The following is a 25785-nucleotide window of genomic DNA, read 5'->3' as shown; positions in this document are numbered from 1 at the left end:
AGCTCGTGAAGAAACTTGGTACTCACCGTTCCATTGGCAGAACAGCTTTCGGAGCACTGACCGCACTATTAGCCGCGACGGCGCTCTCCGGATGCGGAAGCCAGGTAGGCGGGACGCCAGCTGCGGGTGAGGTCGATGTTCGAAAGTTCCCTATCGGCAACTTCCCGACCGATCCGTTCGATATCCGATACTCGTATCAGCACAATGCCGTAGACGGCAAGCAAATTGCCTTGGCACGCCTGATGGACAATGTTGTCATCGGAGCGGATGTTGACCCGAAGTTCGGCCACAATGTCACCGGCCTGCTGATGGATTCGGTGAACTCTGCACAGGCCTCACGAGTGCTTGCCGGCGCTGTCCGACCCGCGCTCGAGAGCAACGGCATGATGTTCGGCTTCTCTGCTGCCGCGAGCACCCGAGAGCTACCCAAGTCGCGTGAGGTCGATCAGACGGACAACTTCAATCCCTTCGGCGGCGCTCTGAGCGATCCGGAGGCAACTGCCTTCAATGTCACTGTGCTGCAATTCCCAGACCAGCAGCGCGCACAGGCAGCCGCTGATCAAATGGAAGCCGTCGACTTCGCGGTAGCCGCCGATCAAAATGTCAAGGTCACCCTCAGCAAACAACCGAGCGCGAAAGCCCATTGGCGTCCTGGTGTTCCTTCTATGGCAGCCACTATGCCGTATGGCCAGTACGTCATAAACGTCTATGTCGCACAGCCCAAACCGGATCTCGATGGACTGCGCGAACTGGCTGATCAGGTCTTCGCAGCACAGTTGCCACTGCTCGACCAGGCACCCGCTTTGTCACCGCACGAGATTTTCCGATTGGATTACGACCCGGACGCCATGCTGCGGCGGACGCTGCATCCCAAGAGTGTCTTCGAGGCGAAGCCCATCCATGAAGCGACCCACACGCCACGAGGCCACCTCCACTTGATATACGACCAGACAACTTGGAAACGGCTTCTGGACGACAACGGCGTCGATAAAATCTCTACTGCAAGCAGTGGCGGCCTGCTGTTTCGAGCCCGCGACGCCGATGCCTCCGCCAAGCTATGGTCCGGAATCGTAGCCACCACAAGCGGATCGGTCGAAGGGCCCGCCAACGTCCCCGATGTCTCCTGCGTTCAGAACAAGGTCGCCCTCGGAGATGCATGGTGGGGGTACTACGTCGGAAAAACAGGCTTCTACGTCTGCACGTTGCGGTACGACCGCTACGTTGCCCGCGTAGCCGGGGACCAGCTGATTGAGGCTCAACAGGCGGCCGCAGCACAGTACGCCCTGCTGGCCAACAGTCAGTACATGTGAGGAATCGGGATGAATATCGGACCGGGCACCATCATCCGCGGCTACCGCATCGAACGCATTCTCGGCGCGGGGGGCATGGGCACGGTGTATCTGGCCAAGCATCCGGAACTGCCGCGCTGGGACGCACTGAAGGTCCTCAGCCCACAGTTCAGCCAGGATGCCGAGTACCGGGCACGGTTCGAACGTGAGGCGAATCTGGCTGCGGCCCTAGATCATCCGAATATCGTCTCGATCTACAATCGCGGAGAGGACAACGGCCAACTCTGGATCGCGATGCAGTACGTGAACGGCATCGACGCTGCGGCAGCCGCCGAGCGAGATCCGAGGTCGATCACGCCCTGGCGGGCGCTTCACATCGTCACCGAGGTTGGCCGGGGTCTCGACCACGCGCACCGCCGAGGCTTGCTGCACCGAGACGTAAAACCCGCGAACTTCCTGTTGTCCATGGGAGACAACAGCGAAGAACGCGTCCTGCTCACCGATTTCGGTGTCGCGAAGTCCACCGAAGACACCAACGAACTAACCCAAGCCGGTGGCTTTGTGGCCACCATTGCCTATGCCTCGCCCGAGCAATTGAGCGGAAATCGGCTCGATCATCGCGCCGATATCTACAGCCTGGCCTGCTCGTTCGTCCGCCTGTTGACGGGCCAGAATCCTTATCCTGGAACACAACCGGCGATGGTCATGATAGGCCACCTCAGTGAGCCCCCGCCGCGAGTCACGGCGATCGATCCCACCCTCCCCTCGGCGCTGGATGACGTGATCGCCGTCGCGATGGCGAAGAACCCCACAGACCGCTTCGACACCTGTCATGAATTCACAGCGGCGCTGAAATCCGCTCTTGAGTACGGCGTTTCCGGCCTGTCCATGCAAACGCTGCCGCACGACCGTTCCACGACGCTCGCCAACCAGCCGCAGGTATCCGTCAGTCCTGTGAAATCCGGTGCACGCAGTCGTATTTGGCTTGTGGGTGGAGCAGCGGCAACCGCCATCGCGGTAGCGGCAGGTGTGGGTATTTGGGCGACACAGCACGGATCCGCGGCATCGGCACCACGGAGCCCAATCGCCAATGCTCGTGCTCAGAACCCCGCTTTCAATGGCAAATCCATCGTTGTGCTGGATATCTCGGGCCAGAGCGGTATCTCCGCCGAGATGGATGTTCAGCTGAAGCCTGGGTCCCAATCGAAATTCTTCGAAGATCTCGGCTTCATCTATAACACCAACTTCCTCCGTAAAGGCGATGAGCCGAACCCTCGCTCGATCGGATCGGGGTTCAACGCTCAGTATGATGCGCTGTCGCCGATCAACTCCGGTTATCTGCTTGCCGTCCGTAGCGACACCGATGCGGGCGGCGGTGGCCTGGTGAATCTCCCGTCGGGGGTCGCGGGAAGCCGGGCTTCGGTCATCGTCCTCGACGACCCGGCCGCAGTCACCGCGATCCGTCAATGGTCGGACGACTCCGAGAAGGTTCTGCTCGACAAGCTGCTACCGATCCTGAGCAAGAGCGTCAAGTAGTTCGGTCCGACGGGTCAACCGTCGGACCTTCCCTACTGGGTAGGCAGAGTGTCCCAATCCTTCAGCGCGTCCTGCTTGGACAGGGTGGGACCAGGAATCAGTTGGCCGATGATCTCCCATGGAGCCAAGTGGGGTGTGGCACCCAGCCCAAGGATTTGCGCGGTCGCGAGATCTGGGATGCCGTATCGGATTCCGTTGTCGGCGATATAGAACAGATTCTCGCGCCGTTGGCTGCCCGGCTCGATGCCGGTGGTGCGAACGAATTCGCCTGTGGCGGGAGCGACGTAGACGGCATCGACACGGTCGCCAGCGGCTCCATCCTTGGTTGCCAAGTCTACCGGCTTCTGGGATTCCGGCAGCGGCAATCGCGTGCCGAGCAGCAGCTGGACGGTGGCTCGGTCGGAGGGACCCTCAGTAGCGTCCGACTGTTCCTTGCCGAGGCCGCTCTTCTTCACCCAGGTGATGCAGGCGACCGGATTGTCCTCCGCCGTAACGATCTTCGGGGTACCTACGGGAAAATCGTCGACAGGCAGCGAGTGCACAACCGGAATTCCGTTGAGCACGTCCGGTGTCACGGACTTGAAACCGCTCATGCCCTGAGAGTTATCGGAGCCGATAACCTGCGCGGTGAACGCGGAGATGCGCTGCACACCGTCGGCCAGCACGACATACAGATCGGATCGATCCGAACCATCCAGTGCCGCCACCTTGATGATGCCGCCAACCGGTACGTTGCTCAGTTTGCCCATACCGTTCTCACCCGCGCGGGGGATGGTCGGTGGAACCAAAGGCGGAACCTTGACGCCCGCCCCAATCAGATCAGTTGTGGCGGGCCGGGAGCGCTTACCGCTCAAGCCGAGCGCCTGTGCGATCGAATCCTTCGTCTTATCGAACTCCGCGACCTTGCCGTCGTAGATCAGATAATCCTTGCCACTCTTGGTCACCCAGATGGCGGAGTCCGTGCCGGTCGCTTTGATGCGGTCACTGAGCTCCAGACCGCCGGAGATGACCGTGGTCTCGGCACCCGCTGAGGACGCCGCTCCACCGGACGCAGACAGCGGCACTTTGTCACAGAGAGTCCACTGGGACCGTTCTCCCTGTCCGGTGCCCGGCAAAGCCGCAGGGACACCGGGGATTCCGAGAATCGGACCGCGCGGAACCGAATTGAGCTTGCCGTCCTTCACAGAGGTCGGCGTCTCACTCGTGCCGGAGATCAACCGGGCTGACGCGAGATTCAGCGTCGGGTACAGCGTCATCTTGTTCTTGTCGTCTTTGTCCCGAACGACGACGTAGAGAGCGCCACTATCCTTGCCCATGACGATGTTCGCGTTGCCGATGGAGCCCTGTGGACGGATGAAGGCCATAATCGCCGCCCCTGCCACCACGAGCAGAGCAAGAACGGCTCCAACCATCAGCGATCGGGTCTGCGATCGCATCGGATCGTGCAGCATCCGCACGTCCCGGCGTACCAACGCGTGATCGAGTCGGCGCAGCAGAAAGCGGTACCCATTGACCTGGGCACGAGTGCTCAATTGGGCTGGCACTAACCAAATCCTCCGTCGAACCGGGAACTACGGGCACAAAGATTACTGGGTATCAGCCGACGACAGCGCACCCCTCCAGGTCGGAGGGGTGCGCTGTTGTGGCTGGCACCGACGTTCTCGCTAGGAGAAGGACTGGCCGACCTTGGAGTCCGCCGCGAGGGCGTTCGCGAGGGCACTCTCGACCGCGGAGGTAACAGCGTCCAGCGTGGACAGGCACTTCTCGGCGTAAGCCTTGTCCCAGTCGGACTTCGCGGCGATGACGGCCTCCAGCGCGCCGTTCTCCGCACCGCTGTTCGGGTTGGACCACGCCGACTTCAGCCGCTCGTACGCCTGACCGAGGTCGCTGGAGGTATCGACCGCAGCCGTACCGTCACCCGCGACAGCAACCAGGTCCTTGTGGTACTGGCGAAGGTGCTCCGCGAGCAGGGTCATTCCGGTCTTGTCGTAAAGCATTTGTCTTCCTTTGCAAGTGTTGGAGAGTTGGAGCGGGTGCTAACCCTGACTAGCCGAGGTTCGTGAGAGCCTTCGTGAAGTCGTCCTTGTTGGAGACATCCACGCCGTCGAAGACGTCGGTACCCGCGCCAACCTTCTCCTGGAACTCATCCATGGCCTTGTTCAGCTGCTGGGCTTCGGTGTCCCACGACTGCGCGGCAGTGTTGAACGCGCCAGCCGCCTCACCCTGGAAGCTGCCCTTGGACGAGTCGACCTCGTCAGTGATCTTGCGCAGGATGTCCTTGATCGAGGCGACTACGTCCGCCATGTGGCTCTGTGCCGCCTTGGCCATTTCCGCATCATTAGCAACCATCGTCTGTACCTTGCCTTTTCTTCGGGATGGATAGGCGATGCGTTGCGCATCACCGATTCGGGTTGACCAGCTGTGAGTGGGTCACGAGGGACTCACGACAGCCACCTCCCCCCAGGCAGCGAGTCGATCAAAGTCGAGATCGACTGCGCGATACGGTGATCACTGCCCGGTGTCAGCGTGGACCAGAGTTGCTGGTCCGGGGCGACCCCCGGTGCGGCCACGATGCGGCCCCGTGCGGTGTCGTAGACCGCGACGGCTCCGGGCGATCGGTCTGTGAGGCCGTCGGCGTAGGCGTAGGCCACGATTTCGGCGTAGGCGTGGGTGGCGGACAGGGCGAGGCCGTAGCTGGTGGCGTCGGTGTCGGGGACGCCCAGGTTGTAGACGGTGCTCGCGTAGTCCGCGGAAGTCGTTGCGGTGTCGAGGCGTTCGGCCAGGTCGGCCGACTCGGCGCTGAAAGCGGCCAGGTCGGCGGGCGGGCAGGGGCCGAGGGCGTCGAGGAGAGGGCGGGCCAGGGATTCACCGGAGCCGTCGGACCATAGGGGGTGGATGTCCAGGGTGTCGCCGCGGCGGATGGCGACGGCGTGGTCCTCGGCGCGGCGGGTGACGCAGACGCGGATGAGGCCATCGGCGGTGTGGACACGCATAGCCAGTTCGCGGTCGGGCTGGGCTAAGACGAAAAGCGCAGTGGCGGTGTCGGTGTCGACATCACCGTGGGCGTCGACGATGCGGCGGGCGCGTAGGTCGGCGCGGGCTAGTTCCTGCGCGTCTTCCCATTCCTGGTACGAATCCTGTTGCGGGCCGATCGACAGCACCAGGGGCAGGGTTTGCACACCTAGGTGGCCGGCGAGTGCGATCACGCCGTCGTTGGTGAGGGTCGTCACGAGGCGGCCCCTTGACGGCTGCCGGAATCGCTTGCACCGGAGCCGCTTTCAGAACCAGTGCTGCCCGCATTGAACGCAATGTCCACCGGGGCACGCTGTGCGGCCGGGTCGACCCCGCCGAGCACGGCGGGCGCGACTTGCATCCCCGAGGTGAGGCCCAGGTCGGCGTCGCGGGTGGGCGCCCCCACTAGTCCGGCGCGCGGGATGTGCTCTTCGTCGCTGTCCTGGCCCGCATTGCCCATGGCGGTGGGCGCCATCGACGTGCCGGCCTGTTGAACCGTAACCGGCTGCGTCACAACACGTTGCGTCGTCGTTTCCTTGGCCTCGATCGTTGTCGCACGCACCTGCGTGAGCGGCATCGGCGGCAGGTTGAGCGAGTCGAGGGACAGGGTCGGCAGCGAGGTCGGCACGACCGATGGCGTTTCCGGGGTTTCCACGGGTTCGGCCGGTTGCTCGGCAGGCGTCAGCCCCGCGGTCACCTGTGGCGGCGCCTGATGTTCCCAGGGTTTGGATAGTGATTCGGTGGCGGCCTCGTACGTCCGCATCACCCGGGCCGCCTCAGCCTTCGCCTTCTCGGCGTCGGTCTCGGTCGTCGCCAGTCCGCCCAGCAGCGGCATGCCGGCGGCCAGACCGAGCTGCTGCATCAGCTGCTGGAGGTCTTTGAGCTTCTCGACCTCGTCGACGTCGGGCATGGTCAGTTTCGCGAGTTCATAGGCGGCAGCGTGCGATTCCGCCTGTGTCGCGTTGCCCGCGGCGGCCGCCGCGGATGCGCCGAGCCAGTCCCGCAATGCCTTGATGCGTTCGATGAACGGCCCGCTGTTCTTGGATTCCCAAGCGCTGTCCAGGATTACGAGAATCCGCTCGTACTCGACGGCGGCAGCCGCGAAACCCGCGCTCAATCGCGTCCACGCGAGACCTGCCTCGGCGGCGGGTACCGCACCGGCACCTGTGACCAGGTCACGCGCCAGCTGCTCGGGCGGCCGGGACTCCCAAACCGTCTCGGTGAAGCCAGGTTTCGTCGGTTCCAACATCGAGGAAGCTCTCTCGACTCAGCCGGCGAAGCCTAGGACGGACTGCTCTTCGACCTGCCCGAAGGCGTCGAACTGGCTACGCAGCGTCGAAGCGAGATTGCGCAGTTCGGTGACGCCGTCGCCGCCGGAGGCCACGAAGGACGCGGCCACCGCGTTGAGTGTCTGCGCGGCGCGCACCGACACCTCATCTGCACCGGCGGGCGCGAAGTCGAGCTTGGCCTGCTCGACGCCCAGTCCGCCGGCGATACGGTCGGCGAGCGCGTCCAGCTGGGCCGCGGCGTCGCGTGCGGTCGAGGCGTCGAAGCGCAGACCGTCGAATGCGTTGGTGCTCATGCCAATCCTCCTGTTACCCCTGGCAATTCGGTACCTACATCACAGTGATCTCAGAGTGTGAGCGCCTTGTCCGGCGGCTCTTCGATGGCCTCGATGGCGCCGACAACCGGCAGGACCACACCCTCGATGACACCGACCACCTCGTCGCCGTGCGCGCCGGTGACCAGGCCCGAGCGGTCCGAGGTGGACTCCTCATCGGCGGCGCCGGCCCGACCCGCGGCACCAGCGCCCGAGGCCATCCCCGGCGAGGTGGTGGCGGTAGTGCGCCCGGTCGCCTCGGTGGTGGTCTTGGGAACTCCGGTGCCGGAGGTGACCTCACCGGTCGGGATCCGGCTGGTGCCCGGCGTGTTCGTCGGTGTCGTGGTGGTGGGCACGCCGCCGAACAGGGTGCTGAGCGGACTGCCGCCGCCACCATCGGTCTTGGTGGTGTCCGGGCTGTCGGTCTTCGCGGCGTCGTCGGTCTTGGTGGTGGTATCCGTGGGCGTGTTGGTCTTGGTGTTCGTATTGGTGTTGGTGTTTGTATTGGTGTTGCTGTTGTTGTTACTCAGCGCCGAACTGATGTCGCTGGCGCCGGTCGAGACGACCGACGCGCCCTTCTCGACCAGCTTTTCCGCGACCGTCGGAGCGGCGCTGGCCATGGGCTGCAGCGCGGTGCCCACCATGTTCACCAGATCCGCGATATTGGACGCGATCGGCGCACCCGCGATCATGACCTTCGCTCCCGCTGCGGTGATCTCGGCGGTGCTGCCCGCAAGCTCGGTGCTGGTCTTGGCCGCGATGGCCGTGCCTTCCGTGATCGCGTCGGTCGCGGTCGCGATCAACCACGGGATGCCGGCGGGAGTCGCCAGCATCGCGATGCCCGCGGTAACCTCCGCGACGAATTTCGCTATGACAGCGCTGATTTCGGCATAGCCCTCGGCGACGATGGCCTCGGCGCTCAGCAGGATCCCGTGCTGCTTGGCCCCTTGCGCGGCTACCTCGACGCTGTTGGCCTCGACCGACTTGCTCTTGTCCTCCGCAGCAGTGGCGGCATCACCGGTCCACGTGTTCATGACCGTGCTGGTCGCCGACTTACTTTGTGACACAGCGGAAGTCAACGCACTGATCAACGAGGTCAGAATGGTTGCCGGGTTGAAACTGCTGTTGCTCAGGCTCCCCGTCCCGAACGACTGCAGCAAACTGACGACGGGCTGGATCAGGCTCGTCACGTCGATCGTCGGCAGTGTGGGCAGCTGTATCCCCGACAGATCCGGCAGGCTGATCGACGAAAGTTGTGGCAGCTGCGGCAATCCCAGATTGCTCAATACATCCGTGACCGGAGTATCGAGGTACTGACCGATCGGACTGCTGCGGAGCTCGTCCAGAACGGTCGGATTCGACGGGTTGGTCACAGCACCGTCGATAGGAAGCTCGCCGCCGAGGTCACTTCGTTGGAGCCATAGGCCCCGACAGCCGCGTACGCCGTGGTCGCGGTGTCCGCGTGGACCGCCGCGATTTCCGCCGAGGACAGCAGGTAATTGCCTTGCGCGACAGCGAACGCCGCCAGGAACTCCTGCCCGATCAGCCCGAATACCGGCACCGCCTGCGCGAGCGCGGTAGCCACATCGGCTCCGGCCGCCCCCGCGACCTGCGCGGCGATGCCCGCCTTCTGGGTGCCGTACGCCAAGATGGGCGCGAAGTCCGCCGCCACATGATCGGCCATGAGTGTCCCTCCCACTACCTATGATCGTGCTCAGACTACAAGTGCGAAAATTCTTGTGCCAGACCGCAAGATGCAAATTCTGGCTCAAGGTTCTGTTAACAGACCGGCCTAGCCGGCCATCTCCTCATTGAACCGGTTGACGACCTCGGCCCGCCGCTCGAACGCCCGCCGCGCCGCCTGCGCCGCCGTCGTCACCACAGCCTGCTCGAACTCGGCCGGTGTCATCCGCGAAACAGCGCTCGTGAACTGCAGATCCTTGAGCGCGCCGTTCCCGTCGACCTCGGCCGTCACGGCCCCGTCCTCGGAAGTCTCCCGCCCCCGAACCGCAGCCATCTGATCCGCCAGGTCCTGAAACCGATACAGCTGCCGCCGAACCTGCTCCTGCAGCTCATCCATGGACGAAACCACGAGGCCCCCTCTCACACCGACCTGAGCCAACTCTGCGGCTCAGTATCGTAGTCCTGCTCCTCGACAATCTCCTGTCGAGCTACGTCGGTCTCGGTGGGCAGCCCGGTCCGAGCAAGGCCCTCAGCGCCAAGCCCGGCCTCCTCCAACTGCTTCCGCAGCGCGAGCCCAGCGCGATTGGCAGCCTTTTGACACAGCCGCAAGATCTCTCCAGCGAGCTGCGCCGGATCCCGGTGCAGCTCAGCAGATTCCACCTTCACCGCCAACGGCAGCCCCTGGTTGGTCGCCCGTACCCGAATCGATCCGGATATGTTGGCAACAACTAGCGAGGCCCAATCCCCCTCGCCAGCACCAGAACTGGTCGCCCCCGACTCAGTCATGCCGAACTCCCTCCCAGTTAGCTATGCGTATGAGTATCACAGGCCGCTTCGACAAGCCAACAGCATTTCGATGCGCGGATGCGTTCACCCGCGCTCGTCCTTGATGGTCTGCACCACGGCGGCGACATAGTTGTTGACTACCGAGATGAATCTGGTCTCATCGACCGCGAGTGCGCGCTGGGGGTTCTCGACCATGACGTAACGACCGTCATCTTCGATATCGCGGAAACGCACGATGTGGCTGGTGATTCCACGCGGACCGAACACCGATCGGCCCTGCACGATCCGGACCTCACCGGCCGTCGTGATGGACTGCGCCATGAATTCCCGCGTGCGGGAGACCGCGGTGTCCGGTGCGGCGGCGATGGACGAACGGCCGAAATCGTGGTCCAGATCTTGCTCGCGTGAGGCCAATCCGATGTCGCCGAGGCGGCCCCGCTCGACGGAAGGCATGGCACGAACGATTTCGTCGGCGAGCTGGATGGGATCACATTCGGTCACCGTGTAGCCGCCACGTTGGAAGTAGCTCGTGCCGGGCAACTGCTTGATCACATAGCCCTTTGGTCCCTTACGCGTAGCGCGGGCCCGAATCATCGAGCCGATACCGAAGCGGTCCCGTTCATCCCATCCGTAAGCGGTCAGGAACAGATCGGGGTTTGCCATGGCGTCGAAAACGAGCTCGAAACTACCGCCGACCTTGTGGCTCAGGCTTTCCCGAGCCTCCGACTGCTCGGCGTCGAATTCGTCCGCGGTCTGCGTGGCCGAGGTGAACAAGAAAGGCTTCGGCGGCGCTTGCCCCGTCCGATCCATCCAGAGGGCGTAGAACTCGGCCTCAGTGAATCGCCAGCTCGGCGTCATTTCTCCGCCACCGGGGTGACCGCGGCCGGAGCCTCACCGAGAACTTCTTCGAGATTGTCGAGGTTCGTGAGGAACTGCGGACGCTTGTGTTCCTTGCCCTGCCCCTGCGAACCCGCCGACATCGGCGAACCACCCATACCGCCGGTTGAGCCGCTGGAGGAGGCCGAGGACGTAGACGCCAGTCCTGCACGCGAAGTCGTAGTTTCCTCCGCGTCCGTCTCGGTCGTCGTTGTCTGGTTGGCGGAACGAGGAGCGATCTGAGTCTTCGGTGTCTGGGGCGACCCGGGGCTAGTGGGCGTGCCACCCGTGGGGCTGCCTCCGGTCGGGGTTCCACCGGGTGTATCGGTGTTCGGAATCAAGCCCAGGTTCTGCAACTGCTGAGTGAGCTGATCCGTCGGATCGGTGGTCTTCGTCGTCGTCTGTGTTTGCGTCAGCGCCGTTTCGACCGCCGAGGCGAGCTTCTCGACGCCCTGCTCGGCGGCGGTGATGCCAGCCTGAAGCACCGTGCTGGCCTGCGTGATCAGCGTCTGGAGCGTCGTGTCAGTCGTTGTTGTCGGCGTGTCGGTCTTCTTGGGATCGGTGTCCTTCGGATCGGTGTTGGTTGGCTGTTGGCCGTCCGGGTTGTCGATATTGGGTGTCTGTGTGGTCGGGGTCTGCGTGGTAGGAGTACCCGCCGGCTGCTTCGCATTCGGATCCGGCTGATCGGTGGGCGCCGGGCCCGCCGGCTTTATCGAAACCGCGTCCTTCGGGTCGGGGATGATGGGCACCGCACCGCTCGAGTCCCTGACGCCGTTGCCGTACCACTCATCCCATGCCTGCCGCATCTCGTTCATCGCTTCATCGACGGAACTCTGCGAAATGGGCATCTCGACGGCCGATTCTCCCGCCGCGACAAGTTCGGTGGTCTGCGAAATACTCTTGTACGGCAAGAAATTCTGCAATTTCTTCAGCCATCCCTCGGCAAAGGCGAGATTGGCGCTCATCAAATCCATCGAATCGGTCAGGGTCTTCACATTGTCGAGGTAGTGCCCGATCCCGTCCCGCGCCTGCTTGGCAGCGTCGGAGGCCCAGATCTTGTCCCCGATCGAGTTGTCACCCTGGTAGCCCGTCAGATACTGGTCCTTGGCCGCGGAAAAAGTAGACGCCTGACTCTTGATGTAAGCGCTCGCGGTCTTCCAGTCCTGCGCATGCTGCGCGAGCACGCTGAGGATCGTGGAATCGTGAATATATTGCCAGTGATTATGGAAATCGTCCCAGCCGTATTGGCTGCCCGGTTCGGGAGTAATCTGCTTACCGTCCAACGCAATCCCCGCAGCCTTGGCAGCAGAGCTGAGCTGGCCCGCCTGGTCTGTGCTCTGGAGCTTGTTGGAGTAGTCGTCCTTCGACGTTCCGGACCACTCGTAGACGTTGCCCCTATTGGACTGTCCCCACCCTGGCAAACTGACGGAGTCGACGTGCTGCGTCAGCGCGGCCAACGGAGACGTAGCCAATCCGGGCTGCCCACTCGCATGCATACCGCTGAATCTGGCACTCACATTGTGGTCGAAGTTCACAGCTGACGTCTGATCAGCGTCCGCATACGCCTTGTTCGCCCCGACGAAGGCCTCACCCATACTCGTGAGAACTTCCACATGGTCCTTCGCGACCGTGCCGCCCAGACGCTGCGTAGCCGCATTGAGCTTGTCCGCGAGCATCCGCCCGGAGTCTCGCTGATTGAACGGTTGCAGATTCGCCTCCGGCTGGACCAGAGCCATAGCCGCGTTCACGACCGTCAACATGTCGGCGGCCTGCTGCGCCATCGTCTGGGCGGCTCCGGAATCGAAGTACACACCCTTCTGACCGTCGTTTCTGAGATTGGTGAAGGCGTCGCCATCGGCCACGAAACGTTCTCCCTCCCCGTCCAATAACGTTGCAATCCAACGCTATTTACGACTCTTACTGCACCGTGTTGTTGCGCTACCAAGCCCCCGGTGACGATACGGCCCGACCGTACCATGAGGTACCCCGCGCAGCTTTCCGTCACCTCGGGCGGGGCATCGTCCACAGTCGAGCGGTGTGATCCATGCTGCCGGAGGCGAGCTGCGAGCCATTCGGGGCGAAGGCCAGTGAACGTACCGGGCTGGTATGGCCGGCGAGGGGGTCGGACAGCTTGGCGCGAGTGGCCACATCCCAGAGCCACACCTCGTTGTTGCCGCTTGCCCAGTAGTACGCACCCGCGAGAGTGCGACCGTCAGGACTGAAGGCCACCCGATGGACCTCGTCCCCTGCCTGAGGGGCGATGCCGCCGGTGGCGCCTTTCACGCCCGGGGAAGAATCCGGCGCGCCCGAGTCCTTGTCCTTTGACAGCACCACTGTTGCCGCGATGCCGACGGCTACCTGCGGAACCACGGCGACACTCAGTCGCAACAGCCTCCTCCGACTCATGCCCTTCGGTACGGGTTCGGCCGAAATCTGTTGTCGCGCTTCAGGCTGCGCCGCAGGAGACGGCGGCACCCAGCGATGTCATCCAGCGGTGATCATCCGTACAGCCAGGGTTTTTGCTTCCGGGCTGACCTCGCCCAGCTGGAAGTCGCGAGCGATGATGTGGCGCACCAGCTCTGGGTCTGGAGGAAGGGCGTGCTTGCGGAAGTAGTGGGATACCGCGCCGGACCAGATCCAGACGCCGTCGGTGCGGAAAGTCAGGGGCACGTCACGGACGGAGGGGATGAATTCGTCGGCCTCGAAACTGCGCGCGGCCAGGACGATCGGGGCGGAGTCGAGGTAGGCGAGGAGCCGGTCACGCAGGTGTGAGGGCAGCGACGCCCTGACTGCGACCGGGCGACCGTTTTCGTCGCGGTGGTCATAGACGCGCGCGAGCCTTGGAAGCTCGTCGAATTCGGCACTCACCCTTGGAACCCTCCCACCCCGACACGTTTCAGACGATCCTAGCCGGGCAGTCGCAGGGCCGCTGGCCAGCGGACATAGCTGCGAATAGCGGCGTATCCGGGCGGTGACTAAGCTGCGGGCGGTTGATGGACGCTTGATTACAGGGGGAGTTCATGGTTATTGCCATTGTCATCGGGGTGGTCATCGTCGTGGGGTGGGGTGCGCTGGCGATCAGTGGCACTGCGAAGAACCGTGAGGCGCATGCGGCGATGGCGGCCGCGATGGGTGGTGTGCCCAGCTGGCCCACCGAGGTCTGGCGCGAGCAACACGCGAAGGTCGGGCTGTGCCCCTACCCTTCGAAGGCGAAATACCAGGAGCCCATCCACGGTCAGGCCCTCGGCTTCCCGTTCACCACATTCTTGGTCGAGCACGAGACCATGTACCTCAATACGATCAAGACCTGGCGACACACCGCGGCCTTGCTCGAAGGCATCGATCCCACGGTGGACCGGCTGGACCTCCTGTCGACCCAGGGTGAGTGGCTTCTCGAGTTCAATAAGAAATCGGTCGAACACCGCCGATTCTCCAGCGGTGACGCGGAATTCGATCGCTGGTACCTCGGTCTGACCCCCAATAACCCTGATCATGCCCGGCAGCTACTGACGCTCCCCGTCAAGAAGGCGGCGTACGCGATCGTCCAGATTGCCCCTACGGCGCGCATTCGCGTCAACGATGGAGTACTGATCTGCTGGATCCGCGGCACCATCCCCCGTGATTCCGCCGCTTACCTGGAAGTCATACGACTGATGACCGAGCTCGCCACAGCCGTCAACCAGGCTGCGGCGCAGCTCAATAGCGGTGGTCAATACCGCGGGTGACATGCTCGTGCACCATCGTTGGAAGAACGTTTGACGACAGGGGGAATCATGACGCAGCCAGGCCTGCAAACCGATCACACACAGCGCATTTCGGAAGCGGCTGTGCGGGCGGGTCTGGGGAGGCACGTTCAGACCTACGGCGCGGTCACGATGGACTGGCGCGGCATCGGACGACTCGGGATGATATTCGTCGGGCTGGTCGCGGTGACGGTGCTGGGGTTCGCCGTGCGAGTCGAGTTGTTGGAAGCAGCGATGTACTTCGCGCTGATCGTGGGGCTGGCGGCGCTGTTTTCGATTGTGCACGGGCTCTTCTACGGGCAGCGGAATTCCGGCAAATGGCTGGAGCTCTTCGAGCATGGGCTGATTTTCGTGTCCCGGGAACAACTGCGGGTGGTTCGGTACGACTCGACGAGCGTGATCCAAGACCTGGTCGACCATCGCCGGAACGGGGTCACTACCCGGGTCACCTACGCCTATGAGATGCAGGACCTCGACGGCCGGCCTCTGCGTCTACGCGAGGGGATCGTCAACCCTCAGGAGTGGGGGCCGCGGATCCAGGAAGGTGTAGCCGTCCACCAGATGCCTACCGTCCTGGCGACTTTGGGATCAGGCCAAGCGGTAGAGTTCGGTTCGATCACCCTCAGCCCGGCTGGAGTAACCGGATACAGCACCCTGGTGCAGTGGGCCGAGATCACCGACGTTGACATTGCCGAGGGTCGGCTCCGCATCAAAACCGCGGCCAAACATCCCTCGATCGCCGTTCCGATCAGCTCGCTGACCAACTTCAACCTGCTGTATGCGCTGATCAAGCGCGGACGCGGGCTGTAGTCGCGCAGGTCTCCGTTGGAAGTTCGTTAGAAGTCGCCTAGTCCCGGTTTCTACCGTCGACAACGTACCCGGCCGAAGCACCGGATCGGGGTCGACGGAAAGGAACGGGCGATGGCGAATCGAATGGTGGCACGGACAACGGCACTGCTGATGGGAGCCAGCGCCGTCGTACTGACCGTGGCGTCGGGAATGGCTGCCCCGCAGGCAACCGCCGCCCCTGCGAAGCAGGCCGACTCGCAGGTGCTCGACTGCACCGGCCGTACCCCGTCCGCCAAGCCGACCAGACTGGAACCCGGCTGCTCCTCGGCTCACCAATACCTCACCGACGTCACTTGGCAGGTCTGGGGATCCGACGTGGCGGTAGGCGAAGGCACCTACCACGTGAACAAGTGCGACCCGTCCTGCGCCGCGGGCACCTACGAAACCCTCCACTCCTGGGTCGTACTCTCGGACCCGAGTCAGGGCATGTTCACAAAGGCGACGATCGCCGACAGCAAGGGCCAGTGGACCACGACGATGCCGGTGAAATAGCGGCCGAACCGCTATTGGAACTGGCCGTCCGCAACGCCTTTCGTGAACGCATCCCATTCGCCTGCGGTGAATGTCAACCGCCTACCGCGGCTGTCCGTCAGACTCGCGGCACCGTCGGCGTCCACCTTGATATCGAGCTCCGCCCCGACCGCAGCTGAGCTCCCCGCGAGCACTACGTCGAGTACCCTGACCGTCTGACCACCACGCGCGCTGGAGTCCATGCCAGATCCCATTCACATATAGGGCCTGAGCCAAGAGTTGGTCACCAAGTGTCGTGACCACTTCGCCCGTGAAGGGCTCGCCCCGGTACTCGAGTCGCAGATCATCACCGATGGAGATCTGGTCGTCGTCGTATGTCCGATCGATCCGTCTCACGGCGCCTCATGTCGCGGCCGCGGCCTTCGCAGCGATCAGCCTTGATCGGCGAGCCGTCGGAGATCGGCGAGCGTGGGAGCCTTCTGCTCCGGAATCGGCTCGATCACACCGAATGTTCCAGGCGAGTTGGCTGGTAGCGACCGGCAACGCCGGACCGCGTCGAGCGCGGATAGACCAGCCATATGCGCATTGATGAGACGTGCGCGCCACAGTCCGCCTGCAACGAAGCCCGTGTGGCCGACCGCGGTGCGCGGGATGTACCCGGCGGCATCGTCAGTCGTCGACGCCCACACATATCCGACGATGGTGCCTTTCAGACTGACGGGCAGATAGATGACAGCCGAGCTGGTTTCGTCGGGATAGGTAGTGGTCGGCACCGGTGCAATCGCGCTGAAGCCCTCAGATCGGTCCTCAGGACTTCCACTGGGATAGGTGCCGTCCTGAACCCATGGACCTTCGCCAATCGGCTTATCAGGATTCAACTGCAGCGCCAACTCCTGAATAGTCCGAGCCTCGCGCTGCTCCGCATCACCGGCGATCCCACCGAACTGCGGATCCGCAGGCTTCCCAAGCCAATACCTGACCGCCTCGATCGGCGTGAGACCCATCCGATACGTCTCTTCAAGCCGATCGTTCCAGTACACAATGGTTTTCACCCGATTCACACCGAGCTCAAAACTCGCGAAGAATCCCGCAGAACTCCCATTCTGTGATCCCCATAGGTAACCGACCAGAACGTCGCCGAGCGTGACCGGCAGGTAGAACACCGGCAGACGCGTCCAGGCATCATAATTCGGAGTCATCACATCGTAATTCACGTCTGCCCCTGTCGGCCCCCAGATTTAACCGCGCACCTCACGAAGCATGTCCCGCAACCAGGCGGGCGTATGCTCCTCATCACGCGGGTAGTGCTCCAAATCCAACGCATATGCGCCTGCCGTCAATTGCGGAACAAAATCCGGCTCGGCGTCATAGTCAAAGTCGATCTTGTAGTCCCCAGATTGCTCGATCACGAACCGAGCGGTGAACCAGGCGCCCTTCCCAGGTTCATACATCGCAGCACGAAGTCTGTCGAACTCTCTCATCGCAACCTTTGGCACTGAATGCCGTACCGCGGAACCATCTTCCGCCGTTGACTCCAGTCGCGCGCCATCGATTTGAACCGTACCCCTGAACTCAAACCTGATCTGCACCCAACCAGCGGGGACAGCTCCGACCAACGCTTGACCAACCTTCTCCAGTACCGCTGACTGCTCGAGCGGACCGAACGAATCCTCCTGCGCCATACTTTGTTAGTCCTTTCATGTCTGCGCAGCCTTGGGTAGAACGAAGCCCGCTACGTATGCCGTGGGGGAATATTCTTGAAACTCAATGTATCTACCAGAGTACCGTCGACGGCGTACTCCACATCTATGTACATCGGAGACGAGATCTCTGGACTGTGAGGATCGTAGTCGAGCGAGATCTTAACGTTTAATGTCGGTGGCGGGTCCTGCTCCAGCAGGTGTTCCCAGTGCCCTTCCAGCTTCCGCCAGTTGTCCAGCGGTGTTGTATTTCCAGGGTCCTGGTTGAGACTCTCCAGCATTGGAACCATATTTATTGCCTCGCCTGGTCCGCCAAACTCCGTGCCGAAGAGATGGCCACCGTTGAACGCAACGGTTTTGAACAGGACAACTTCAGCAAGCGATGGCTTCCGCCCGAAGAGCTCCTCAAACTCCTTGATCGTTTGTTTGTTAATTACCCCGTATTCATTCTGGCCATCGTGACCAATCCGCGTTTGATCCGGTCCGCGGCGCGCCGTGTCCGAGTCGACCAGGTTCAAACGACCTTCCGCCTGAACAACCCGGCCGTGATCGTCTGTTGAATAGATAAATCTATTATCAACAGTATAAACGGCGTCCGGGAATGGCCGTCTCAAATCAGGATTGAAGCCTTCACCGACATACTTGTACTTCGGACGCCGCGAACGGCCGCTGCTCGGAGCAGGATTCGGATCTGGAGCCAACAATTGACGCATCCTTCTGCGTCCTGAGTCGGTCACCACTTCCTGGACATGGCCATCATGGCCGGTGATGAAGAGACCTCGGTCACGTCCAGCCTTGTCGGTGACGAGGTATGCCTTATTGGGCTCCAACGGTTTCGGAGCTCCTGTCCGTTCATCTCGACCGAATGGTTTGTCACGCTTAGGAGCCCGGGGATCGTCTGAAGTAATTCTCTCGACCGGCCGATCCCCAACTAGGTCCTCATAGGGAATCCGTGGATCCTCGTCACTACGAAACGCACTACGCTCCTTAGCGTCGTCAGGGTTGATGCTGTGCTTATCTTCGTCGCGGGTACCCGGGACGAAACCGTCTTCGGAGACCTTGGTTTTGGTGCCGTCGGGGTGGATCAGTTCCCAGTCGCCGTCCGGGGGGATGCGGGGGCGGCGGGTGCCTTCCGGGGTTACTTCGGCGGTGGAGGAGTAGACGTGGCCGGTGGGGTCTGTCCAGGCTGGTTTGGTGGGGGCGAGGACGTAGCGGCCGGTGGCTTTGGCGAGGCGGGCTGCGGCGTCGGTGGAGGCGGCGTCGCAGCCGATCAGGCGGATGGGGCGGCCGTCGTAGCCGAGTTCCGGGAGGCGAGCGGCCAGTTCTTCCATCGTGTACTCGCGGCCGTCCAGCAGGACGGTGCCGCGTTCGGTCAGGTGGGCGTCGATGGTGAAGAAGCGCGGGTCTTCGGGGACCAGGTGTGCGAGGGCGCGCATTTCCGGGTCGTTGTGCAGGGCGAGACCCGCGGGTGTGCGGTCGGCATAGTGTCCCAGCGGATCGGCCGGTGGGTTGTGGTCGTCGAGTGCGTGAGGTGAATCCTGGTGGGGGGCATCCTCATTCGGGTGATGTTCGGAATCGTTCGGCCGCTGTTCGGTGGACTCCGGCAAGCGATCGGTCGCGTGCGGAGCGGGCTCGGTCGCGTGCGGGGCGGCTTCGTGGGGTGTTGCGGTGTCGGACGGGTGGGGTGCAAACGCCTCGCGGTTTTCCTTCAAGTACGACGCCAGGTCGGGGCGGTACTCCTCGAACAGCCGCATGGCGGTTTCCGAGGTCGAATGGTCGACCATGCCGAGCTTGTCCATGAGGTCGTGGAGTCCGAGACGTAGCCCCGGCAGCTCGGCGGCGCGGGACGGCTCATGATAGGCCGAGGCAAGGTCGTAGAGGCGCCCGTGTAGCTCCTTGAACCGATCGATCAGATGCGGGGTGAGCGTCGAGGGGCGATCAGCCGGGTCGATCGGTGCGCGTTCGGGTTTCGGGGCTTCCTCGTTCGGAATCTCTTGCGGTCGTACCGGTTCGGCGGTGTGCTGTTCGACCGGACGTTCCGAGTCCTCGCCCATCCGAAACGGGACGTGGTCTTTGTCAGGCCCATCCGTCGCATGGACCTGTTCGTCTACGGGCTTTTCTGGTGCCGTATGGGGATCGTGGACTTCCGGCACCTCGACATGGGGCTCGTGGACGTAGTCCGCCGACACGAGAGTGCCCTTGACCAGGTAATCGACATAACCATCGTCGTAGCGTGCGCCGTGCGGGTCCTCGATTACGTCGGTGATCAGGAACTGGGTTTGGCGCTGGAGAACAAGCTCGTTCTCAGGTCCGGACAGACCTCTGTCGCCGACCCAAGCGCCCTTTGCGCCAGCTGGAACATCCAGTTCCACACGGACTTTGAGCCTGAACTCCTGAGGCGGGGTCGGACCCAGGCTGGTCGACATGTATCCGCGTTCGGTCTGGATCGTGCCCTTCAACAGTTTCGGGTTCCGACCGTTCAACGGTTGGCCGTCTGGACCGGTGAAGCGGTCGAGACTCCTCATACTGATACCGCGCGAGACCTCCACGCCCTCAGGAACGGGGCGATTCGTCGCCTGGTCGAGGTGCTCGACCACGGGCCGGAGGACATCCATTGTCGGTTCGCCGCCGAAGAACTCGCGCATCATGGGTAGCTTTTCGGAGTTGCGCGACAGTTCTTGAAGTCGACTAAAAGGATCGGGACTGTTGACAACGTGCTCGATTGTGGCGCGCAGCTGCGGATCAAGGTAAGGGTCACGGGGATCCGGATGCTCCGCGAGCAGTCGGTCGAGCATTTCGACCTTCGGCAGGATCGGGCTACCGTCGGTGAGCCGCATCAATTGCCGGTAGTGCCCCTCATCCTCGCCGAGCTTCGCGAGCAGCTTCACCGGGTCGGGCGCACGCAAGAAATCGTTGATCCAAGACTTCTGGGTGTACCGCTGCAGCTCACGCAGCTGCGCATCGGACATGGTGTCACGGATCGGACCGAGTATCTCGTCGCCGTAATGGCGCGCGGCCTCGGGTGTATCGAATCGCTGAATCGGGTCGTGGGCGGGTGCCACGACCTCCGGCCCGGTCTGATGGGCGACTTCGTGGGCCGCGGGTTCGTGTTGAGCTTCGGTATGCGGCCCCTCATGCGTGGGCTCGGAACCGTGCGCTCGTTCGTGCGAATCCTGGTGTGGCTGTCCGTTTTCCTGGTGTGGCTCGACCTGGTGGCCGGTGGACCCTTCGAGATCAGCACGGAACGGGACATGGTGTTCGTCCGGTCCGTTGATATGACTGGCTAGTTCCTGGTCGAGGTGCGGCTCCTCAGGGCGCTGCAGCTCGTCAGGGTGAGTGGGAGCCGACTCCTCAGGAGTTAGGTCGTCTCCCCCCGTTCGCGATCGATCCGCTTGATCTCCGATTCCCCCCACGCCTGCCAGATCTTGGTCTGGTCTTCCGTGGCCGGGCGGCGTCCCTTCGCGTCCATCTCGCGCAGGATCTCCAGGTCGCGGTCCCGCTTCGCGCGGAGCTCCGGGTCCTCGATCTCGTCCCGCATCGTGGGGCCCAGCACCTTCCGCGCTATGCGTTCCATTTCCTCCCGACTGATGGGCATCGGAGGTCCTTCCTATATCGGTGACTCGGATGACGTATTTGCCGTCGATGAAGTCACGGCTTTCGACCCGGAATCGGGTGCCGGGCGGGAAGACCACCTCGTCCTGGGAGAGGCTGGCCCAGGAGATGTCCTTCCCCGTGTTGGAATCGATGATCAACTCGATATTGCCATCCGGCATCGAGCTGCCTTTGTCCGATGATGCGAAGCCCCGGTCGGCCGGCGGCTCCTTGCCCGGAGTGTGGTCATCGAGAAACTTCTCCATGGCCACCGGGTCGTCGAAGCTGAGGGAGCGGTAGACGGTGCCCTCGTAGTCCGGCAGTTTGTTGTACGCCGAGACCAGAGTGCGTAGTTCGACGTCATGGTCGCCGAGAGCCAGCGCGTTCCCGTTGCGGGTCGCGTCATTGACCGGCCTGTTGAGATTGAAGAACTGGTTGCGGCGGATCGCGTCCATCTCGGCGTCGGAGAGACGGGAGATCTCAGGGTATTGCTCGGTTTCGAACTCGCGAATGGTGTCGACTTCGCGCTGGTTGATGTTGTTCTTTGCGGCGTACTCGTGCGAAGCCCTGGGATCTTCGTAGTGCGGGTTGGCGTAGTAGGGCTTGTCCTCGACGGGGAGCTTCGGGCGGGCGTGTTCGTCCGGAACATGGGACGGACCGGTGTGGTCGGGGACGGCCGAATGCGAATCCGGTTGGCCGATACGGGCTTCCGGGCGCGAAGCGGAGGGATGCTCACGCGCGCTTGATTCGAGCGGATGTACCGGGTTGCCATGGGAGTCGTAGACGATGGCGTGGGTGGATTTGACGTTGGTGTGGTCGGGCGGGAAGGAGTGGGGGCCGCCGGGGACTGCGTTGTCGTGGACTACTAGTCGGCCGCCGTCGTTGGTGATGGTGTAGGCGTGGGCGCCGATGTCGTTGGCGTCTGTGGGGCCGTGGAATTCGTCGACGACCAGGGCGGTGGCGCCGTCGCCTAGTCGGTGGAGTTGGTCGGCGATCGAGCCCAGTGTTTCGTGGCGGTCGAGGTGGGCGCCCGCGGCGTTCTCGAGTTCGGCCGCGGTCATGCCGTGGTCGGCGATGTGAGCGTCTTCGGGGACGTGGACGTCGGGGTTGCCGGTTAGCTCGTGGACCTGGCGGAGGGCCTGGGGGCCGCAGTCGTTGACCTGGGAGTGCGTACGTTCCGGGGCGACCGGGGCCGGGTCCTGGGTACGGTGCTGGTTGACCAGATCGTCGTAGCCGTAGGGGTGTTCGCCCTGATGGACATTGGGTTCGGGAGCGCGGAAGCCCGCCGGGTCGTGAGGTAGGGAGCCGACGTTGCGCTGCCACGCGTTGAGGTCGTCTCGGCCGGGGCGAGGGTATTCGGGCAGGGTGTGCGGGCTCTCGCCGTTGGCGATACGGGCGAAATTGTGCAGGGACTCGGTCGGAACCGTGGCGCCCTTGTCCAGGTAGTTGTAGTAGCCCGTGTGGGTCGAGATGTCGCTGAGTGTGTGTATGCCGCCGGGGAATTGGGCGGTAAGGCGGTTGGCGCCGAAGGCCGAGATGGCGGGGTCCATCCCTAGGCCATTGCCGAGACCCGGTGCCATACGGCTGATTTCGCCGTGTGTGTTGGCGCCGATCCAGGTGACCGGATCGCGCGAGGAACTGGCGACGAAGATGTTGTGCGCGCCGATGCCGAAATCCGCGGCGTGCCCCACCGGGCCCGCGCCGGGTGAGCCGAGCAGCGTGATGGTGGAGATGTCGCCGGAGAGGCGTCCGCCCGCGCCCGCGAAGGCCGTGGTGGTGGAGCCGTAGCTGTGGCCGAACAGGTGCACGTCGGGTGTCGGCGAGCCGCCGGGCAGGGCGGCGTCCGAACGACGGGATTGACTGAACGCGGCAACATCTCGGGCGAGGAGTTGGCCGCCGCGTGAGGCCAGCCGCGCGTCGGTCATCTCGCGCAGGATCTTCGGGAATCCGCTCGGCGCGTCATAACCGATCCACGCGATCGACGCGACCTCGGCGGGATCCCTGTTCTCCGATGTGGCCCGGTAGTGGTTGAAAGCGTTGTCCAGGTTCGTTCCCAGACTTCGCACCGTGGTCGTGATTCCCGGAACGTGGAACGAAACGGTGGACGCGTGCTGGGTATCGCCGAAGGCGACGACCGCGCGCCCCTCGCCACCGAACGCCTCCGAGTCGTAGGAGAGCACCTGCACCGGCGGCTCGTGACCGGCGTTCTTGTCCGCGAAGCTACGCGCCAGATCGTCCGCGTGCTCGAGGGCTTCCACGGTAGACCGCAGGTTCTTCCACTGCCGGACGCTCTCCGGATCGGTGAACCGGGTGAGGAACTTGTCGACCCGCGGATTCTGTTCGCGTATCTGGTTGATGTCGCGCGCGATCGCCAGGCGGTTGGCTTCGTCGCGGATGTGCGGCGGAATGCCGTCGGCATTGCCGAGTTCGTGCGGGTGGACACGCAACATGGCGTCCTGCTGCTCCGGAGTGAGCGAGTGCCACCACTCGTGGTTCTCGGTCGCCCGGTCGTGCGCGGCCGCGACAGAGCTGTCCTGTTCGTGCGCAAGGTGTTCGGGCGTCGCCTCCGGCCCTAGGCGATCCAAGGCGTCACGAGCATGCGCGTGCTCGGCCTCGGTTACCGGCGAATCCTTCGGCAGCACAGGATGTTCGGGGTCGCGCGGAAGCGTGTGCGCGGGCGTGGAATCGTGCGGCGGCGTTGTATGAGTGCCCGTCGGGTCGGGTGCCGGACCCGCCGCGGGGTGATTCGGGCCGCGTTGGTCGTTGGGTCCCCGGTTGTGCTCTGTCGGAGACCCGGACGGATGATTCGTCTGCCCATCCGGCCGCGGTTCTCTTCCGCCCAAAGGATTCTCGGGTCGCGCGCCGATTCTGGAAGCGGGACCGCTACCGGCGCCGACCAATTCCCTGCCGTCCGGACGACCGACCGCCGGTTCCGCGGTCCGCGCGGACTGGCTCAGATCCGTGTGCTCGCCCACGCGAGTGGGGACGTCCTGCCCGGTGGCCCTGGTGCTCATCGGAGTCAGCGCGGCGCCGCCATCGCGTGCCGGGACGGCCGTGGCCCTCGGTTCGGCAGCCTGCGGGGTCTGCGATCCGGGTGCGTCGGCACGCGACGTATTCGAGGTGACGGGTGTTTCGGGTTTCAGCGCAGCTGGTGTTTCGGTGCGCAGTACACCAGGCGTCTCGGCGCGCGGTGCGCCCGCAGGGGTTACCTGACGCGGATCAGCCGACGCCGGTGTCTGCCCGGTGTCGGCGGCCTGCGGACCGTCCGCCGGGCGCGCCTCGACGACCTGTGGGTTGTGCACCTGCGCTTGCGCATTCGGTGCGGCCTGCGGCCCGCCGGCCGGAGTTTCGTGCTGGTTCCCGTGATCGGTCAGTTGCGCTTTCGGCTCCACCGATTGGGGATGCTCGGCCGCCGGAGCACCATCGCGAGCTGCGTTCTCGGCGGACAAAGGCGTCTGATGAGGCTGCTCACCGATCGACGGCTTGCCAGTTTCGATCTCAGGCGTCTTGTGCTGCTCAGTGATGCCCGACGGAGCGCCGTCGGTCTTGACTCCCGCAGTGGACAGCTTCGGCTCGCCGCCCTTCCAGGGCGACGGGACTTCGTGGGCGACACCGGGCAGCGTGCCTCCCGCGATACCCGCGGTGACCACACGGGGGTCGAATTCCCAGTTGTGCGTGACACCACCGCTGACGACCCAGCCGCCCAGACCGGCCACACCACCGGCGACTCCACCGCCGAGGAAGTTGGCGGCCTTCTGCGTCACCATCTTCTGGGCGACGTCCTTCGACAGCGGGCTCAGCAACATCTTCGGGACGTATTTGCCGACGGGAGCGGCGATCAGACCACCGACAGCACCACCTGCCGCTGACAGCCCCAACTGCTTGTAGTCGATACCGTTGCGACGTCCGAATTCGTTCTGATAGGCCTGAATTGCGCCGTCCTGCAATCCACCCATCAGGCCACCGATGAGTACCTGCTTCAGAATGAACTTCTTCAGCGCGATCTCACCGGCCTTCTCGGCTTCCTTGCCCAGGAAGTCGATCGCGCGCCGGGTGAGGATCCGCACGGTGATCCGGCCGACGCCGATGATCGCGCCCTCGGCCATCGGCGCGGTCGGCGGAAACGCCCACGCCGCCGCGATATCCGCGGCCAGCGTGATCAGCGTCGTATAGAACATCAGCTTCGTGTATTCGAGCTGTGTCCCGGTGTTGTTCGCGGTCCCCGCGATCGTGTCGAACCAGTCCGCGAGCTTGTCGATCGATTGGTTGCCGGTCCGCATGTCCGACAGCTGAGCGATGATCTTGTCGCCGCCGTCGCCGGTCGGATAGGCCTGGCGCACCGCGGCGATCGCGGCATCGATGTCGGCATCGATACTGCGCATGTCCTTCGCGGCACCGGTCCAGTCGTCGGCAATCCCCCACATGAGGTCTTCATTGCCTTCGGGCCATTTCATGCCGACGAGCCAGCCGAGACCTCCCGCCGCGGGCGGCTTCCAGATCATCGCGGACTGCCTGCGACGAGAATCACTCGCGCAGCGGTGGCTTCAATCAGACACCCCCGTGACCCCACTATCGCCCCCGAATACGCGCTGACCTGCATTGCTGATTCGCTGTCCAGCAGCGCATTCGGCGCGCGGACAGTTCACGAT

General features: G+C 63.6%; 22 protein-coding genes. 5 read left to right on the top strand and 17 right to left on the bottom strand.

Annotation, left to right across the window (positions count from 1 at the left end; genetic code table 11):
* Positions 1 to 5 precede the first annotated feature (5 nt).
* Positions 6 to 1310, top strand: coding sequence for a hypothetical protein (locus tag ABZ909_RS08365; RefSeq protein ID WP_356997043.1), 1305 nt, complete (start codon positions 6 to 8; stop codon positions 1308 to 1310).
* A 9-nt stretch (positions 1311 to 1319) separates the two neighbouring features.
* Complete coding sequence (locus ABZ909_RS08360) at positions 1320 to 2825, top strand: serine/threonine-protein kinase (protein WP_356997042.1); 1506 nt, start codon at positions 1320 to 1322, stop codon at positions 2823 to 2825.
* Positions 2826 to 2857: 32 nt separating this feature from the next.
* Here ABZ909_RS08360 and eccB read toward each other — a convergent pair whose 3' ends face one another.
* The 14 genes from eccB to ABZ909_RS08290 form a co-directional block, all read right to left on the bottom strand.
* Positions 2858 to 4369, bottom strand: coding sequence for a type VII secretion protein EccB (gene eccB, locus ABZ909_RS08355; RefSeq protein ID WP_356997041.1), 1512 nt, complete (start codon positions 4367 to 4369; stop codon positions 2858 to 2860).
* Between the two features lie 120 nt (positions 4370 to 4489).
* Positions 4490 to 4822, bottom strand: coding sequence for a hypothetical protein (locus ABZ909_RS08350; RefSeq protein ID WP_356997040.1), 333 nt, complete (start codon positions 4820 to 4822; stop codon positions 4490 to 4492).
* Positions 4823 to 4871: 49 nt separating this feature from the next.
* A complete protein-coding gene (locus ABZ909_RS08345; RefSeq protein ID WP_356997039.1) occupies positions 4872 to 5174 on the bottom strand; it encodes a WXG100 family type VII secretion target in 303 nt (100 codons plus the stop codon).
* Between the two features lie 92 nt (positions 5175 to 5266).
* Positions 5267 to 6055, bottom strand: coding sequence for an ESX secretion-associated protein EspG (locus ABZ909_RS08340; protein WP_356997038.1), 789 nt, complete (start codon positions 6053 to 6055; stop codon positions 5267 to 5269).
* The gene (locus ABZ909_RS08335; RefSeq protein ID WP_356997037.1) at positions 6052 to 7086 is read right to left on the bottom strand and encodes a PPE domain-containing protein; all 1035 of its coding nucleotides are present in this window, start codon (positions 7084 to 7086) and stop codon (positions 6052 to 6054) included. The genes ABZ909_RS08340 and ABZ909_RS08335 overlap by 4 nt, the downstream gene beginning before the upstream one ends.
* 18 nt (positions 7087 to 7104) lie before the next feature.
* The gene (locus ABZ909_RS08330; protein ID WP_356997036.1) at positions 7105 to 7419 is read right to left on the bottom strand and encodes a PE family protein; all 315 of its coding nucleotides are present in this window, start codon (positions 7417 to 7419) and stop codon (positions 7105 to 7107) included.
* A gap of 50 nt (positions 7420 to 7469) precedes the next feature.
* Positions 7470 to 8810 carry a hypothetical protein gene (locus ABZ909_RS08325; protein WP_356997035.1) on the bottom strand — a complete coding sequence of 447 codons (1341 nt, stop codon included), beginning with the start codon at positions 8808 to 8810 and terminating at the stop codon, positions 7470 to 7472.
* Positions 8807 to 9121 (bottom strand): hypothetical protein, encoded by a 315-nt coding sequence (locus tag ABZ909_RS08320; RefSeq protein WP_356997034.1) that lies wholly within the window; start codon positions 9119 to 9121, stop codon positions 8807 to 8809. Before ABZ909_RS08320 ends, ABZ909_RS08325 begins: the two co-directional genes overlap by 4 nt.
* 108 nt (positions 9122 to 9229) lie before the next feature.
* Entirely contained in the window at positions 9230 to 9517 is a 288-nt protein-coding gene (locus ABZ909_RS08315; RefSeq protein WP_245550298.1) for a YbaB/EbfC family nucleoid-associated protein, read from the bottom strand.
* A 23-nt stretch (positions 9518 to 9540) separates the two neighbouring features.
* Positions 9541 to 9906: a hypothetical protein gene (locus ABZ909_RS08310; RefSeq protein WP_356997033.1), complete on the bottom strand. Its 366-nt coding sequence runs from the start codon at positions 9904 to 9906 to the stop codon at positions 9541 to 9543.
* A gap of 84 nt (positions 9907 to 9990) precedes the next feature.
* On the bottom strand, positions 9991 to 10764 hold the full coding sequence (locus ABZ909_RS08305) for an ESX secretion-associated protein EspG (protein ID WP_356997032.1): 774 nt from the start codon (positions 10762 to 10764) through the stop codon (positions 9991 to 9993).
* Complete coding sequence (locus tag ABZ909_RS08300; protein ID WP_356997031.1) at positions 10761 to 12644, bottom strand: hypothetical protein; 1884 nt, start codon at positions 12642 to 12644, stop codon at positions 10761 to 10763. Before ABZ909_RS08300 ends, ABZ909_RS08305 begins: the two co-directional genes overlap by 4 nt.
* 139 nt (positions 12645 to 12783) lie before the next feature.
* Positions 12784 to 13170 (bottom strand): hypothetical protein, encoded by a 387-nt coding sequence (locus tag ABZ909_RS08295; RefSeq protein WP_356997030.1) that lies wholly within the window; start codon positions 13168 to 13170, stop codon positions 12784 to 12786.
* Positions 13171 to 13266: 96 nt separating this feature from the next.
* Positions 13267 to 13650: a hypothetical protein gene (locus tag ABZ909_RS08290; protein WP_356997029.1), complete on the bottom strand. Its 384-nt coding sequence runs from the start codon at positions 13648 to 13650 to the stop codon at positions 13267 to 13269.
* Positions 13651 to 13826: 176 nt separating this feature from the next.
* On the opposite strand from ABZ909_RS08290, the gene ABZ909_RS08285 reads away from it, so the two are divergent.
* The 3 genes from ABZ909_RS08285 to ABZ909_RS08275 all read left to right on the top strand — a co-directional run bounded on the left by ABZ909_RS08285 (position 13827) and on the right by ABZ909_RS08275 (position 15866).
* Positions 13827 to 14507 carry a hypothetical protein gene (locus tag ABZ909_RS08285; protein WP_356997028.1) on the top strand — a complete coding sequence of 227 codons (681 nt, stop codon included), beginning with the start codon at positions 13827 to 13829 and terminating at the stop codon, positions 14505 to 14507.
* Positions 14508 to 14555: 48 nt separating this feature from the next.
* The gene (locus tag ABZ909_RS08280) at positions 14556 to 15335 is read left to right on the top strand and encodes a DUF6585 family protein (RefSeq protein ID WP_356997027.1); all 780 of its coding nucleotides are present in this window, start codon (positions 14556 to 14558) and stop codon (positions 15333 to 15335) included.
* 111 nt (positions 15336 to 15446) lie between these two features.
* Entirely contained in the window at positions 15447 to 15866 is a 420-nt protein-coding gene (locus ABZ909_RS08275; protein WP_356997026.1) for a hypothetical protein, read from the top strand.
* 410 nt (positions 15867 to 16276) lie between these two features.
* Here ABZ909_RS08275 and ABZ909_RS08270 read toward each other — a convergent pair whose 3' ends face one another.
* The 3 genes from ABZ909_RS08270 to ABZ909_RS08260 are packed head-to-tail and all read right to left on the bottom strand — an operon-like array spanning position 16277 to position 25590.
* On the bottom strand, positions 16277 to 17059 hold the full coding sequence (locus ABZ909_RS08270) for a hypothetical protein (protein ID WP_356997025.1): 783 nt from the start codon (positions 17057 to 17059) through the stop codon (positions 16277 to 16279).
* Between the two features lie 24 nt (positions 17060 to 17083).
* The gene (locus ABZ909_RS08265) at positions 17084 to 17527 is read right to left on the bottom strand and encodes a hypothetical protein (RefSeq protein WP_356997024.1); all 444 of its coding nucleotides are present in this window, start codon (positions 17525 to 17527) and stop codon (positions 17084 to 17086) included.
* A gap of 50 nt (positions 17528 to 17577) precedes the next feature.
* Positions 17578 to 25590 (bottom strand): alpha/beta hydrolase, encoded by an 8013-nt coding sequence (locus tag ABZ909_RS08260; protein WP_356997023.1) that lies wholly within the window; start codon positions 25588 to 25590, stop codon positions 17578 to 17580.
* Between the last annotated feature and the right edge of the window lie 195 nt (positions 25591 to 25785).

This window comes from Nocardia sp. NPDC046763 (assembly GCF_040645495.1).
GTDB lineage: Bacteria > Actinomycetota > Actinomycetes > Mycobacteriales > Mycobacteriaceae > Nocardia.
This window is presented reverse-complemented; position numbering and strand designations above follow the sequence as displayed.

Excerpts from the sequence above, each read along its gene's own strand:
- ABZ909_RS08305 (WP_356997032.1), bottom strand. The coding sequence starts at position 10,764 with ATGACGCCGAGCTGGCGATTCACTGAGGCCGAGTTCTACGCCCTCTGG.
- ABZ909_RS08280 (WP_356997027.1), top strand. The coding sequence starts at position 14,556 with ATGACGCAGCCAGGCCTGCAAACCGATCACACACAGCGCATTTCGGAA.
- ABZ909_RS08275 (WP_356997026.1), top strand. The coding sequence starts at position 15,447 with ATGGCGAATCGAATGGTGGCACGGACAACGGCACTGCTGATGGGAGCC.
- ABZ909_RS08315 (WP_245550298.1), bottom strand. The coding sequence starts at position 9,517 with ATGGATGAGCTGCAGGAGCAGGTTCGGCGGCAGCTGTATCGGTTTCAG.
- ABZ909_RS08335 (WP_356997037.1), bottom strand. The coding sequence starts at position 7,086 with ATGTTGGAACCGACGAAACCTGGCTTCACCGAGACGGTTTGGGAGTCC.
- ABZ909_RS08350 (WP_356997040.1), bottom strand. The coding sequence starts at position 4,822 with ATGCTTTACGACAAGACCGGAATGACCCTGCTCGCGGAGCACCTTCGC.
- ABZ909_RS08260 (WP_356997023.1), bottom strand. The coding sequence starts at position 25,590 with ATGAAATGGCCCGAAGGCAATGAAGACCTCATGTGGGGGATTGCCGAC.
- ABZ909_RS08310 (WP_356997033.1), bottom strand. The coding sequence starts at position 9,906 with ATGACTGAGTCGGGGGCGACCAGTTCTGGTGCTGGCGAGGGGGATTGG.
- ABZ909_RS08320 (WP_356997034.1), bottom strand. The coding sequence starts at position 9,121 with ATGGCCGATCATGTGGCGGCGGACTTCGCGCCCATCTTGGCGTACGGC.
- ABZ909_RS08345 (WP_356997039.1), bottom strand. The coding sequence starts at position 5,174 with ATGGTTGCTAATGATGCGGAAATGGCCAAGGCGGCACAGAGCCACATG.
- ABZ909_RS08360 (WP_356997042.1), top strand. The coding sequence starts at position 1,320 with ATGAATATCGGACCGGGCACCATCATCCGCGGCTACCGCATCGAACGC.
- ABZ909_RS08265 (WP_356997024.1), bottom strand. The coding sequence starts at position 17,527 with ATGGCGCAGGAGGATTCGTTCGGTCCGCTCGAGCAGTCAGCGGTACTG.
- ABZ909_RS08330 (WP_356997036.1), bottom strand. The coding sequence starts at position 7,419 with ATGAGCACCAACGCATTCGACGGTCTGCGCTTCGACGCCTCGACCGCA.